The following is a 14,597-nucleotide window of genomic DNA, read 5'->3' as shown; positions in this document are numbered from 1 at the left end:
GAATTATTCGCTGTATTCTTCCTGGGTAAGCTGTGTTTCTTTTGGTGGGTTTATTCCGGCATCACGAATATTTTTCTGCACCGCTACTGCACCAAACAAGCTTAAGAAGAAAGCTAGTCCATAAAAACCTTTCTCGCTGAGTAATAATGTCGCATTCCACAGACCTACCATCAGTAATGCAACAGAGATAATAAAGACAGTCAGGCAGGTCATATAATAAATGGAAGTGGTCGGTATGCCTTCATACTTGTCCCGAACGGTCTTTTGATAAGACGCAGCAGAAAACAGTCCTAATACCAGTACGGCAAAATAATATCCTTTTTCATTTAACTGCATCTCTGCATTCCATAGCCCTAACAGATAGGTAACGATACCACCAACGAGAGCTATCCATGACACAATACTAAAGGCCGGTGAATAGGTTGATATTTTGTTGTCCATCACAGTATTCCTTCATTCCTGAATGTGTAAGAGCTTTATGTTGCTCATGCCGAGCGAAACAAACGCATTTGACCAAACAAGCAGACAAAAAAGGCGATGGGGTAGATCACCATTTCATAAGCATTGATAGGTGCATTTAAAACACCGATAAACAAGAGACCGATAGTGATTAACGCGACTAACTGGCAGATATGGGTAAAAAAATTATCCAGTTGCCCGAGTTTTTCTGCGCGAAGATATGCATAGTTACCAAAAGTTGCTGTCATTAACACGCCAAGAAAATAGCCTTTTCCACTTAACAATGGGCATGAGATCCATAGCCCAAGCAGATAAACCAGCGCTCCGACAACAAATAATAGTTTTGCCACAGTTTTTGAGGTTTTCATAACGATCTCCATATCTACCAGCGATACATTACGAGTAACCAACGAAAGACAAAACTGAAAAATGCCATTAACAAATGATTTTCAGAATAAATTCATACTAAATATTAATTAATTACTGAGATATATAGATGTGAATTATCCCCCACCCGGTCAGGCAGGGGATAACGTTTACGCCATTAATGGCAGAAGTTGCTGATAGAGGCGACGGAACGTTTCTCGTCGTGGCTGATAAGCGGCATAACGCTGCGCATCTGGTAGATGCGACTGTTCTAACGGCAGTTGCGGCAACAACTCAATGAGCGATTTCTCTGGATTCGCCGCAATCTGCGCCAGCCTTGCTGCGCCCAGAGCTGGCCCCACATCCCCCCCCGTGCGGTAATCGAGTTGCTGACCGCTGATATCCGCCAGCATCTGACGCCAGTACTCACTACGCGCCCCGCCACCAATCAACGTAACACTTTGCGGTTTAATGCCGCAGGCATGCACGACATCCATGCCATCTGCCAGCGCATAACCCACGCCTTCCAGCACTGCTCGCGCCAGTTCATTGGGGCCATGTTGATGAGTCAAACCAAAGAAAACCCCCTTCGCCTGGGGATTATTGTGTGGTGTACGCTCGCCGGAAAGATAAGGCAGAAACCAAACTGGCTCGGCACTTTCATCAGCCTGTTGAGCAGCCGCGATTAAAGCTGGGACATTGTTCAGGCCCGTTAATTTCGCAGCCCAATCCAGACACGACGCTGCACTCAGCATTACAGACATTAAATGCCAACGCTGCGGTAGCGCATGGCAAAAGCTGTGTACGGCGCTTTCTGGCTTGCTTAAGAACCCTTCGCTGACAGCAAAATAGACCCCCGACGTCCCCAGCGATAACATTGCCTGATTAGCATCAACCATTCCTACACCAACCGCACCAGCTGCATTATCACCACCGCCTGCGACAACTGGCACCGCCGCCATACCCCACGCTTTCGCAACTTCAGGTAGCAAAGCACCAGTAATTTCGCTGCCTTCGTATAATGCGGGCATCTGGTCACGAGATAAGTGGCAAGCCTGCAGCATGTCGTCACTCCAGTCACGCTTTGCGACATCCAGCCACATGGTGCCAGCTGCGTCAGACATATCGCTGGCAAACTCCCCCGTCATACGCAGACGCAAGTAATCTTTCGGTAATAATACTTTGTCGATTTGACGGAATATCTCCGGCTCATGCCGCTGAACCCATAGCAATTTAGGCGCAGTAAATCCGGGCATCATCAGGTTACCGGTAATCACCCGCGATTGCGGAACTCGCGCTTCCAGCAAAGTGCACTCTTGCGCACAGCGCCCGTCGTTCCACAAAATGGCAGGGCGTAATAACCGTTGCTGGGCATCCAGTAAGGTTGCACCGTGCATCTGGCCGGCAATACCCAATGCTTTAACGTCCTGCAGAGAATGCTGATCGCCCAGGGCTTTCATTGCGCGATCAGTTGCCTGCCACCACTGTTCCGGGTCTTGTTCCGACCAGAGTGGATGCGGGCGCGAAACGGTCAGCTTTTCCGTTTGCGAAGCAACCACCTCACCCTGCTCGTTGAGCAAAATAACTTTTACGCCCGAGGTGCCAAGATCTATCCCGATATACATATCGATCGTTCCTTAAAAAAATGCCCGGTATCGCTACCGATAACCGGGCCAACGGACTGCACAGTTAGCCGTTATTTGTCGAACAGATAATGATTTACCAGATTTTCCAGTTGCTCCTGGCGACCACTCTGATGCACCGGAGACAAATTATGTTCCTGAGCATATTTGGCTAAATCTGCCAGTGACATTTGGCCTTTCAGGATTTGCTGGCCCAATTCGCTATTCCAGCCGGAATAACGCTGCGCGATGCGTTTATCCAGCTCGCCATCTTCAATCATGCGTGCTGCAATTTTCAGCGCCAACGCCATCGTATCCATCGCGCCGATATGACCGTAAAACAGATCATATTTATCAGTACTTTGACGACGTACTTTGGCATCGAAGTTCAGACCGCCGGTGGTGAAACCGCCTGCTTTGAGAATTTCATACATCACCAACGCATTCTCTTCCACACTGTTCGGGAACTGGTCGGTGTCCCAGCCCAGTTGTGCATCGCCACGGTTAGCGTCGACAGAACCGAACAGGCCAAGCGCAATGGCGGTGGCTATTTCATGATGGAAAGAGTGACCTGCCAGCGTCGCGTGGTTAGCTTCAATGTTCAGTTTAATCTCTTTTTCCAGACCAAACTGTTTCAGGAAGCCATACACCGTCGCAGCATCGTAATCATATTGATGTTTAGTCGGTTCTTGCGGTTTCGGTTCGATAAGCAACGTACCCTGGAAGCCGATTTTATGTTTATGCTCAACCACCATTTGCATAAAGCGGCCCAGCTGTTCACGCTCCTGACGCAAGTCGGTATTTAACAACGTTTCGTAACCTTCACGACCGCCCCACAGGACATAGTTTTCACCGCCCAATTTATGGGTTGCTTCCATCGCTGTAACAACTTGAGTTGCCGCCCAACTAAAGACTTCTGGATCTGGGTTCGTCGCCGCACCCGCACCATAGCGAGGGTTTGTAAAGCAGTTAGCGGTTCCCCACAGCAGCTTCACGCCGCTCTCTTCTTGCTTGCCTGCCAGGACATCAACCATTTGCGCAAAATTATTGATGTACTCTTTTAACGACGCGCCCTCAGGGGAAACATCCACATCGTGGAAGCAATAAAATGGCACATGTAACTTGTGGAAAAACTCAAATGCGACATCTGCTTTACGCTTCGCCAACGCCAGTGCCTCACCAGGCTGCTGCCACGGACGATTAAACGCCCCCACACCAAACATGTCCGCCCCGTTCCAGCAGAAGGTGTGCCAGTAGCAGGCGGCAAAACGCAAGTGCTCTTCCATACGCTTGCCCAACACCAGTTCGTCGGGATTATAGTGATGGAATGCTAACGGGTTAGAGGATTTTGAGCCTTCATAACGAACGCGATCGAGCTGGTCAAAATAGGCTTGCATATTGAACTCCATAATCAGGTAATGCCGCGGGTGATGGATGATGTCGTAATATTGGGCACTCCCTTTCAGTTGCTCAATTATGTTATTTCACACTGCTATTGAGATAATTCACAAGTGTGCGCTCGCTCGCAAAATAAAATGGAATGATGAAACTGGGTAATTCCTCGAAGAGAAAAATGCAATAAGTACAATTGCGCAACAAAAGTAAGATCTCTGTCATAAATCAAGAAATAAACCAAAAATCGTAATCGAAAGATAAAAATCTGTAATTGTTTTCCCCTGTTTAGTTGCTAAAAATTGGTTACGTTTATCGCGGTGATTGTTACTTATTAAAGCTGTCCTCTACCTACAGAAGGCCCTACACCATGAAAATAAAGAACATTCTACTCACCCTTTGCACCTCACTTCTGCTTACCAACGTTGCGGCACACGCCAAAGAAGTCAAAATAGGTATGGCGATTGATGATCTCCGTCTTGAACGCTGGCAAAAAGATCGAGATATTTTTGTGAAAAAGGCAGAATCTCTCGGCGCGAAAGTATTTGTACAGTCTGCAAATGGCAATGAAGAAACACAAATGTCGCAGATTGAAAACATGATTAACCGGGGCGTCGATGTTCTTGTCATTATTCCGTATAACGGTCAGGTATTAAGTAACGTTGTAAAAGAAGCCAAACAAGAAGGTATTAAAGTATTAGCTTACGACCGTATGATTAACGATGCGGATATCGATTTTTATATTTCTTTCGATAACGAAAAAGTCGGTGAACTGCAGGCAAAAGCCCTGGTCGATATTGTTCCGCAAGGTAATTACTTCCTGATGGGCGGCTCGCCGGTAGATAACAACGCCAAGCTGTTCCGCGCCGGGCAAATGAAAGTGTTAAAACCTTACGTTGATTCCGGAAAAATTAAAGTCGTTGGTGACCAATGGGTTGATGGCTGGTTACCGGAAAACGCATTGAAAATTATGGAAAACGCGCTAACCGCCAATAATAACAAAATTGATGCTGTAGTTGCCTCAAACGATGCCACCGCAGGTGGGGCAATTCAGGCATTAAGCGCGCAAGGTTTATCAGGGAAAGTAGCAATTTCCGGCCAGGATGCGGATCTCGCAGGTATTAAACGTATTGCTGCCGGTACGCAAACTATGACGGTGTATAAACCTATTACATTGTTGGCAAATACTGCCGCAGAAATTGCCGTTGAGTTGGGCAATGGTCAGGAACCAAAAGCAGATACCACTCTGAATAATGGTCTGAAAGATGTTCCCTCCCGCCTGCTGACACCGATCGATGTGAATAAAAACAACATCAAAGAAACGGTAGTTAAAGACGGATTCCACAAAGAGAGCGAGCTGTAAGCGTTACGCCCCGGCGAGGAGCGGGGGCGTGATTTCTCTCCATGCCGCGTGAATGAATTGGCTTAGGTGGAGTCGTTATGCCTTATCTACTTGAAATGAAGAACATTACCAAAACCTTCGGCAGTGTGAAGGCGATTGATAACGTCAGCTTGCGGTTGAATGCTGGCGAAATCGTCTCACTCTGTGGGGAAAATGGGTCTGGTAAATCAACGCTGATGAAAGTGCTGTGTGGTATTTATCCCCATGGCTCCTACGAAGGCGAAATTATTTTTGCGGGAGAAGAGATTCAGGCGAGTCACATCCGCGATACCGAACGCAAAGGTATCGCCATCATTCACCAGGAATTGGCCCTGGTGAAAGAATTGACCGTGCTGGAAAATATCTTCCTGGGTAACGAAATAACCCATAATGGCATTATGGATTATGATCTGATGACGCTACGCTGTCAGAAGCTGCTCGCACAGGTCAGTTTATCTATTTCACCAGATACCCGCGTTGGCGATTTAGGGCTTGGGCAACAACAACTGGTTGAAATTGCCAAGGCACTTAATAAACAGGTGCGTTTGTTAATTCTCGATGAGCCGACAGCCTCATTAACTGAGCAGGAAACGTCGGTTTTACTGGATATTATTCGCGATCTACAACAGCACGGTATCGCCTGTATTTATATTTCGCACAAACTCAACGAAGTCAAAGCGATTTCCGATACGATTTGCGTTATTCGCGACGGTCAGCACATTGGTACGCGTGATGCTGCCGGAATGAGTGAAGACGATATTATCACCATGATGGTCGGGCGAGAGTTAACCGCGCTTTACCCTAATGAACCACATACCACCGGAGATGAAATATTACGTATTGAACATCTGACGGCATGGCATCCGGTCAATCGTCATATTAAACGAGTTAATGATGTCTCGTTTTCCCTGAAACGTGGCGAAATACTGGGTATTGCCGGACTCGTTGGTGCCGGACGTACCGAGACCATTCAGTGCCTGTTTGGCGTGTGGCCCGGACAATGGGAAGGAAAAATTTATATTGATGGCAAACAGGTAGATATTCGTAACTGTCAGCAAGCCATCGCCCAGGGGATTGCGATGGTACCCGAAGACAGAAAGCGCGACGGCATCGTTCCGGTAATGGCGGTTGGTAAAAATATTACCCTCGCCGCACTCAATAAATTTACCGGCGGTATTAGCCAGCTTGATGACGCGGCAGAGCAAAAATGTATTCTGGAATCAATCCAGCAACTCAAAGTTAAAACGTCGTCCCCCGACCTTGCTATTGGACGTTTGAGCGGCGGTAATCAGCAAAAAGCGATCCTCGCTCGCTGCCTGTTACTCAACCCGCGCATTCTCATTCTTGATGAGCCCACCAGGGGTATCGATATTGGCGCGAAATACGAGATCTACAAATTAATTAACCAACTCGTCCAGCAGGGTATTGCCGTTATTGTCATCTCTTCCGAATTACCTGAAGTGCTCGGCCTTAGCGATCGTGTACTGGTGATGCATGAAGGGAAACTAAAAGCCAACCTGATAAATCATAACCTGACTCAGGAGCAGGTGATGGAAGCCGCATTGAGGAGCGAACATCATGTCGAAAAGCAATCCGTCTGAAGTGAAATTGGCCGTACCGACATCCGGTGGCTTTTCCGGGTTGAAGTCACTGAATTTGCAGGTCTTCGTGATGATTGCAGCTATCATCGCAATCATGCTGTTCTTTACCTGGACCACCGATGGTGCCTACTTAAGCGCTCGTAACGTCTCCAACCTGTTACGCCAGACCGCGATTACCGGCATCCTCGCGGTAGGAATGGTGTTCGTCATAATTTCTGCTGAAATCGACCTTTCCGTCGGCTCAATGATGGGGCTATTAGGTGGCGTCGCGGCGATTTGTGACGTCTGGCTAGGCTGGCCTTTGCCACTTACCATCATTGTGACTTTGGTTCTGGGACTGCTTCTCGGTGCCTGGAACGGATGGTGGGTCGCGTACCGCAAAGTCCCTTCATTTATTGTCACCCTCGCGGGCATGTTGGCATTTCGCGGCATACTCATTGGCATCACCAACGGCACGACTGTTTCCCCCACCAGCGCCGCGATGTCACAAATCGGGCAAAGCTATCTACCCGCCAGCACCGGCTTCATCATTGGCGCGCTTGGCTTAATGGCTTTTGTTGGCTGGCAATGGCGCGGAAGAATGCGCCGTCAGGCTTTGGGTTTGCAGTCTCCGGCCTCTACCGCAGTTGTCGGTCGCCAGGCATTAACGGCGATTATCGTCTTAGGCGCAATCTGGCTGTTGAACGATTACCGTGGCGTTCCCACTCCTGTTCTGATGCTGACGTTGCTGTTACTCGGCGGAATGTTTATGGCAACGCGGACGGCATTTGGACGACGCATTTATGCCATCGGCGGCAATCTGGAAGCAGCACGTCTCTCCGGGATTAACGTTGAACGCACCAAACTTGCCGTATTCGCTATTAACGGATTAATGGTCGCTATCGCCGGATTAATCCTCAGTTCTCGACTTGGCGCTGGTTCACCTTCTGCGGGAAATATCGCCGAACTGGACGCAATTGCCGCATGTGTGATTGGCGGCACCAGTCTGGCAGGCGGCGTCGGGAGCGTGGCCGGAGCGGTTATGGGGGCATTCATCATGGCTTCACTGGATAACGGCATGAGTATGATGGATGTACCGACCTTCTGGCAGTATATCGTTAAAGGTGCGATTCTGTTGCTGGCAGTATGGATGGACTCCGCAACCAAACGCCGTTCTTGATTTTGATAAAAATTTTCTCAAAGCCGGTAACGTATTACCGGTTTTGAGTTTTTGCATGATTCAGCAGGAAAAGAACCATGTTTACTAAACGTCACCGCATCACATTACTGTTCAATGCCAATAAAGCCTATGACCGGCAGGTAGTAGAAGGCGTAGGGGAATATTTACAGGCGTCACAATCGGAATGGGATATTTTCATTGAAGAAGATTTCCGCGCCCGCATTGATAAAATCAAGGACTGGTTAGGAGATGGCGTCATTGCCGACTTCGACGACAAACAAATCGAGCAAGCGCTGGCTGATGTCGACGTCCCCATTGTTGGGGTTGGTGGCTCGTATCACCTTGCCGAAAGTTACCCACCCGTTCATTACATTGCCACCGATAACTATGCGCTGGTTGAAAGCGCATTTTTGCATTTAAAAGAGAAAGGCGTTAACCGCTTTGCTTTTTATGGTCTTCCGGAATCAAGCGGTAAACGTTGGGCCACTGAACGCGAATATGCATTTCGTCAGCTTGTCGCCGAAGAAAAGTATCGCGGAGTGGTTTATCAGGGATTAGAAACCGCGCCAGAGAACTGGCAACACGCGCAAAATCGGCTGGCAGACTGGCTACAAACGCTGCCACCGCAAACCGGGATTATTGCCGTTACTGACGCCCGGGCGCGGCATATTCTGCAAGTATGTGAACATCTACACATTCCCGTACCGGAAAAATTATGCGTGATTGGCATCGATAACGAAGAACTGACCCGCTATCTGTCGCGTGTCGCCCTTTCTTCGGTCGCTCAGGGCGCGCGGCAAATGGGCTATCAGGCGGCAAAACTGTTGCATCGATTATTAGATAAAGAAGAAATGCCGCTACAGCGGATTTTGGTCCCACCAGTTCGCGTCATTGAACGGCGCTCAACAGATTACCGCTCGCTGACCGATCCCGCCGTTATTCAGGCCATGCATTACATTCGTAATCACGCCTGTAAAGGGATTAAAGTGGATCAGGTACTCGATGCGGTCGGGATCTCGCGCTCCAATCTTGAGAAGCGTTTTAAAGAAGAGGTGGGTGAAACCATCCATGCCATGATTCATGCCGAGAAGCTGGAGAAAGCGCGCAGTCTGCTGATTTCAACCACCTTGTCGATCAATGAGATATCGCAAATGTGCGGTTATCCATCGCTGCAATATTTCTACTCTGTTTTTAAAAAAGCATATGACACGACGCCAAAAGAGTATCGCGATGTAAATAGCGAGGTCATGTTGTAGCGATGATGAGAATTGTCGGCGTCACATCAGGTAACCCAGCACAACCACCTGATACGAGCAAAAGCCTTATCCGACTGACAAGTCGGATAAGGCTCGAGGAAATGCAATTACATATGTGCCGCGATTAACCGTTGGTTATCCTGGTACATTGCGAACAGGTAGTTGTTATAACTCTTCCCTTTGGTCGAGTAGCCCTTCAGCTTGTGAATCATCGCTGTGGCAGTCACTTCCTGATCCGCTTTACGCAGCTGTGCACGCGATTTACGGAACGAAGAGTAAGCCGGGTGAGTATTCAGGTTAGTGACATAGGCGCTCACCGATTCTTTGACAGAACTAAACTGTGAGTACCCCTTCACTTTACCCGGCGCATTAGTACAACGTCCTTTCATGCATTTCATGCCGAACAGGTTGTTGTTGTTGCGCGCCAGCTTCGACGTTCCCCAACCGCTTTCTGCTGCAGCCATCGTCGCCACCATACTAGTGGGGATAATGTCTACGCGTTCAAGCAAGGTATTCCACGGGATTTTGCGCGTATTACCAGACCACTTCACCTTGTAGCGTTTGGCGATGTCTTTCAGACGCGCACGCTCAGCAGGTGACCATTGGCCCTGATACTGTTTTGAAATGAGCCAGTTACGTTCCGCAGTAATGGCCGCATTTTGGCTGGTAATGTAAGGCATTACAGTCCGGAGAAACGCCTTTTTCCTTGGTGTTCCGGAAGGGTATTTTCGCAAATCAGGAAGTGAACTACTCTTTGCACTATTGCGAGAATACTCTTGTTTACTGCTTACCTGTTTATTACTAGCTTTAGTTAAGTGGGACTTTTGACTCGCTGTTGTTGTGTGCGTCTTCGCTAACACCTCACTCGAAAACACCAGAGTGAGTAACATAAGAATCATCGCCCCATATCGTCGTATGGGAGTCAAAATCATCAGGTCTCCTGGTCGGATTTAATCATTCCAACACCTTATATTTTTCACAAATTTGAGAGTTGAATCTCAAATCATATCAAAAATAGCTGTCAAGAGCACCCCAAGGAATAGTCCAAATCTGAAACTATGTCACGAGTTAACGATTCAGATTGGCGCTAAATCGCAGAAAATGTGGGGTTTATCGCAAAATTCAGCCGTTTTTTGCGCGCGATCGCTCACCCTTGCTTCTCATCCTGTGGACTTACCGCTCAGGGATGAGTTTTGTCTGGCTTATCGCTGGCAAACTGTCTGAAATCGCAGCAATAAGGACTCATCCGCCATGAAACTCGCCGTCTGTTTTCTGACACTCCTTCCTGGCTTCGCCGTTGCCGCCAGCTGGACTTCTCCGGGATTCCCTGCCTTTAGCGAACAGGGGACGGGAACATTTGTCAGCCACGCGCAGTTGCCCAAAGGTACGCGTCCACTAACGCTAAATTTTGACCAACAGTGCTGGCAGCCTGCGGATGCGATAAAACTCAATCAGATGCTTTCCCTGCAACCTTGTAGCAACACGCCGCCTCAATGGCGATTGTTCAGGGACGGCGAATATACGCTGCAACTAGACACCCGCTCCGGTACACCAACATTGATGATTTCCATCCAGAACGCCGTCGAACCGGTAGCAAGCCTGGTCCGTGAATGCCCGAAATGGGATGGATTACCGCTCACACTGGATGTCAGCGCCACTTTTCCGGAGGGAGCCGCTGTCCGGGATTATTACAGCCAGCAAATTGCGATAGTGAAGAACGGTCAAATAACGTTACAACCCGCTGCCACCAGCAACGGTTTACTCCTGCTGGAACGGGCAGAAACTGACACATCCGCCCCTTTCGACTGGCATAACGCCACGGTTTACTTTGTGCTGACAGATCGTTTCGAAAACGGCGATCCCAATAATGACCAGAGTTACGGACGTCATAAAGACGGTATGGCAGAAATTGGCACTTTTCACGGCGGCGATTTACGCGGCCTGACCAACAAACTGGATTACCTCCAGCAGCTGGGCGTCAATGCTTTATGGATAAGTGCCCCATTTGAGCAAATTCACGGCTGGGTCGGCGGCGGTACAAAAGGCGATTTCCCGCATTATGCCTACCACGGTTATTACACACAGGACTGGACGAATCTTGATGCCAATATGGGCAGTGAAGCCGATCTACGGACAGTGGTTGATAGCGCGCATCAGCGCGGTATTCGTATTCTCTTTGATGTCGTGATGAACCACACCGGCTATGCCACACTGGCGGATATGCAGGAGTATCAGTTTGGCGCGTTATATCTTTCTGGTGACGAAGTGAAAAAAACGTTGGGTGAACGCTGGAGCGACTGGAAACCTGCCGCCGGGCAAACCTGGCATAGCTTTAACGATTACATTAATTTCAGCGACAAAACAGGCTGGGATAAATGGTGGGGAAAAAACTGGATCAGAACCGATATCGGCGATTACGACAATCCTGGATTCGACGATCTCACTATGTCGCTGGCCTTTTTGCCGGATATCAAAACCGAATCAACGACCGCTTCTGGTCTGCCGGTATTCTATAAAAACAAAACGGATACCCACGCTAAAGTCATCGACGGCTTTACCCCTCGCGATTACTTAACCCACTGGTTAAGTCAGTGGGTCCGCGACTATGGGATTGATGGTTTTCGGGTCGACACCGCCAAACATGTTGAGTTGCCCGCCTGGCAGCAACTGAAAACCGAAGCCAGCGCCGCACTTCGCGAATGGAAAAAAGCTAACCCCGACAAAACATTAGATGACAAACCGTTCTGGATGACCGGTGAAGCCTGGGGCCACGGCGTGATGCAAAGTGACTACTATCGCCACGGCTTCGATGCGATGATCAATTTCGATTATCAGGAGCAGGCGGCTAAAGCAGTCGATTGTCTGGCGCAGATGGATACGACCTGGCAGCAAATGGCGGAGAAATTGCAGGATTTCAACGTGTTGAGCTACCTCTCGTCGCATGATACCCGCCTGTTCCGTGAAGGGGGCGACAAAGCAGCAGAGTTATTATTATTAGCGCCAGGCGCGGTACAAATCTTTTATGGTGATGAATCCTCACGTCCGTTCGGCCCCACCGGTTCAGATCCGCTGCAAGGTACGCGTTCGGATATGAACTGGCAGGATGTTAGCGGTAAATCTGCCGCCAGCGTCGCGCACTGGCAGAAAATCAGCCAGTTCCGCGCCCGCCATCCCGCAATTGGCGAGGGCAAACAAACGACACTTTCGCTGAAGCAGGGCTACGGCTTTGTTCGTGAGCATGGCGACGATAAAGTGCTGGTCATCTGGGCTGGGCAACAGTGACTTTTCCGGCTTCCCGTTCGTCAGTACCTCGGGAAGCCGCCAACCAGGATAAAATGTCAGAGCTAATCAGCGTTGCAGGATAAAGCACCGCTCCCTCTTCAACAGAGCGATTTGCACCCCAGCAAATGTAGCGTTATTGTTACCTTCCTTGCTACAGAGTTCGACAGATATCCCGCTATGACATTCTCCCTTTTTGGTGACAAATTTACCCGCCACTCCGGCATTACGCTGCTGATGGAAGATCTGAACGACGGTTTACGCACGCCCGGCGCGATTATGCTCGGCGGCGGTAATCCGGCGCAGATCCCGGAAATGCAGGACTACTTCCAGACGCTACTGACCGACATGCTGGAAAGTGGCAAAGCGACTGATGCACTGTGCAATTACGACGGTCCACAGGGGAAAACGGAGCTACTCACACTGCTTGCCGGAATGCTGCGCGAGAAGTTGGGTTGGGATATCGAACCACAGAATATTGCACTAACAAACGGCAGCCAGAGCGCGTTTTTCTACTTATTTAATCTGTTTGCCGGACGCCGTGCCGATGGTCGGGTCAAAAAAGTGCTGTTCCCGCTGGCACCGGAGTACATTGGCTACGCTGACGCCGGACTGGAAGAAGATCTGTTTGTCTCTGCGCGTCCGAATATTGAACTGCTGCCGGAAGGCCAGTTTAAATACCACGTCGATTTTGAGCATCTGCATATTGGCGAAGAAACTGGGATGATTTGCGTCTCCCGGCCGACGAATCCAACAGGCAATGTGATTACTGACGAAGAGTTGCTGAAGCTTGACGCGCTGGCGAATCAACACGGCATTCCGCTGGTGATTGATAACGCTTATGGCGTCCCGTTCCCGGGTATCATCTTCAGCGAAGCGCGCCCGCTGTGGAATCCGAATATCGTACTGTGCATGAGTCTTTCCAAGCTGGGTCTACCAGGCTCCCGCTGCGGCATTATCATCGCCAATGAAAAAATCATCACCGCCATCACCAATATGAACGGCATTATCAGCCTGGCACCTGGCGGTATTGGTCCGGCGATGATGTGTGAAATGATTAAGCGTAACGATCTGCTGCGCCTGTCTGAAACAGTCATCAAACCGTTTTACTACCAGCGTGTTCAGGAAACTATCGCTATCATTCGCCGCTATTTACCGGAAGATCGCTGCCTGATTCATAAACCCGAAGGAGCCATTTTCCTCTGGCTATGGTTTAAGGATTTGCCAATTACGACCGAGCAGCTCTACCAGCGCCTGAAAGCACGGGGCGTGCTGATGGTGCCGGGGCACAACTTCTTCCCAGGGCTGGATAAACCGTGGCCACATACACATCAATGTATGCGCATGAACTACGTGCCGGAGCCGGAGAAAATTGAGGCGGGTGTGAAGATTCTGGCAGAAGAGATAGAAATAGCCTGGGCTGAAAGTCACTAAAAATTGCCTGATGCGCTACGCTTATCAGGCCTACATGATTTCTGCAATATATTGAATTTGGTAGAATTTGTAGGCCGGATAAGGCGTTTTAGCCGCATCCGGCATAAACAAAGCGCACTATCCCGGCGTTGAGAAACGCCGGAAAAACGTTTCAAACAGGCTGCTGCCGTAGCCGATGTCGCTGCACTTTCTCGACATCCATGCACTGCAACGCCTTTGTCGGGCAGGCTTCAACACAGGCCGGTCCCGTCGCCCGATGCCAGCACAGATCGCACTTAATCGCCCTCGCCTTTTTGCGCGAAGAAACGACCTCCATCGCACCAAACGGGCAAGCCAGCATACAGCTTTTACAGCCAATGCAACGTGATTGTTCAACGAAAATATGCCCATGTTCGCGGCTTATCGCGTCAACAGGGCAGACATTCGCGCACGGTGCATCTTCACATTGATGGCAGGCTACAGCCGTGGTCCAGCTGTGGTCTTTAATAACACGAATACGGGAAATAAACTCGTCTGGTGACAACGCAGCGCAATCCTGATTCTCCTGATGCGACACTGCGCAAGCCACTTCACAGGTACGGCAACCGATACATTTCGTCGCATCCGCAATAATAAACCGGTTCATGATCACTCCTTTGCACTAAAACA

Annotated in this window: 12 protein-coding genes; 6 read left to right on the top strand and 6 right to left on the bottom strand. The window is 49.3% G+C overall.

The features are described from left to right. Positions 1-3: 3 nt before the first annotated feature. From yiaA to xylA, 4 genes are all read right to left on the bottom strand, one after another. Positions 4-441 carry an inner membrane protein YiaA gene (gene yiaA / locus ACK8NJ_RS00760; RefSeq protein WP_085459120.1) on the bottom strand — a complete coding sequence of 146 codons (438 nt, stop codon included), beginning with the start codon at positions 439-441 and terminating at the stop codon, positions 4-6. A 44-nt stretch (positions 442-485) separates the two neighbouring features. Continuing rightward, the gene (gene yiaB, locus ACK8NJ_RS00755; protein ID WP_001377116.1) at positions 486-827 is read right to left on the bottom strand and encodes an inner membrane protein YiaB; all 342 of its coding nucleotides are present in this window, start codon (positions 825-827) and stop codon (positions 486-488) included. Between the two features lie 168 nt (positions 828-995). Next, positions 996-2,450 carry a xylulokinase gene (gene xylB / locus ACK8NJ_RS00750; RefSeq protein WP_087890849.1) on the bottom strand — a complete coding sequence of 485 codons (1,455 nt, stop codon included), beginning with the start codon at positions 2,448-2,450 and terminating at the stop codon, positions 996-998. Positions 2,451-2,521: 71 nt separating this feature from the next. After that, positions 2,522-3,844, bottom strand: a complete 1,323-nt coding sequence (xylA, locus tag ACK8NJ_RS00745) for a xylose isomerase (protein ID WP_001149573.1) — start codon at positions 3,842-3,844, stop codon at positions 2,522-2,524. 365 nt (positions 3,845-4,209) lie between these two features. Between xylA and xylF the strand changes: the two genes are divergently transcribed. The 4 genes from xylF (at position 4,210) to xylR (ending at position 9,236) form a co-directional block, all read left to right on the top strand. Next, positions 4,210-5,202, top strand: a complete 993-nt coding sequence (gene xylF, locus ACK8NJ_RS00740; RefSeq protein WP_001306606.1) for a D-xylose ABC transporter substrate-binding protein — start codon at positions 4,210-4,212, stop codon at positions 5,200-5,202. 77 nt (positions 5,203-5,279) lie between these two features. Continuing rightward, entirely contained in the window at positions 5,280-6,821 is a 1,542-nt protein-coding gene (gene xylG, locus ACK8NJ_RS00735; protein ID WP_001146509.1) for a D-xylose ABC transporter ATP-binding protein, read from the top strand. Then, positions 6,799-7,980, top strand: coding sequence for a xylose ABC transporter permease XylH (xylH, locus tag ACK8NJ_RS00730; RefSeq protein ID WP_000045984.1), 1,182 nt, complete (start codon positions 6,799-6,801; stop codon positions 7,978-7,980). Before xylG ends, xylH begins: the two co-directional genes overlap by 23 nt. A gap of 77 nt (positions 7,981-8,057) precedes the next feature. Next, positions 8,058-9,236, top strand: a complete 1,179-nt coding sequence (gene xylR / locus ACK8NJ_RS00725; RefSeq protein WP_000494484.1) for a D-xylose utilization transcriptional activator XylR — start codon at positions 8,058-8,060, stop codon at positions 9,234-9,236. Between the two features lie 107 nt (positions 9,237-9,343). On the opposite strand, the gene ACK8NJ_RS00720 is transcribed toward xylR, so the two are convergent. Next, positions 9,344-10,168: a protein bax gene (locus ACK8NJ_RS00720; protein ID WP_001297957.1), complete on the bottom strand. Its 825-nt coding sequence runs from the start codon at positions 10,166-10,168 to the stop codon at positions 9,344-9,346. 319 nt (positions 10,169-10,487) lie between these two features. Here ACK8NJ_RS00720 and malS point away from each other — a divergent pair, with 319 nt between their 5' ends. After that, a complete protein-coding gene (gene malS, locus ACK8NJ_RS00715; RefSeq protein WP_411962041.1) occupies positions 10,488-12,518 on the top strand; it encodes an alpha-amylase in 2,031 nt (676 codons plus the stop codon). Between the two features lie 177 nt (positions 12,519-12,695). Further along, positions 12,696-13,949 carry a valine--pyruvate transaminase gene (avtA, locus tag ACK8NJ_RS00710; protein ID WP_411962040.1) on the top strand — a complete coding sequence of 418 codons (1,254 nt, stop codon included), beginning with the start codon at positions 12,696-12,698 and terminating at the stop codon, positions 13,947-13,949. A 151-nt stretch (positions 13,950-14,100) separates the two neighbouring features. Here avtA and ACK8NJ_RS00705 read toward each other — a convergent pair whose 3' ends face one another. Beyond that, on the bottom strand, positions 14,101-14,574 hold the full coding sequence (locus ACK8NJ_RS00705) for a 4Fe-4S binding protein (RefSeq protein WP_001296520.1): 474 nt from the start codon (positions 14,572-14,574) through the stop codon (positions 14,101-14,103). Positions 14,575-14,597 lie beyond the last annotated feature (23 nt).

The organism is Escherichia sp. F1 (assembly GCF_046764225.1).
Lineage (GTDB): Bacteria > Pseudomonadota > Gammaproteobacteria > Enterobacterales > Enterobacteriaceae > Escherichia > Escherichia coli.
Note: the sequence above shows the minus strand (reverse complement) of the source record. Positions and strands in the feature narration are given on the sequence as shown.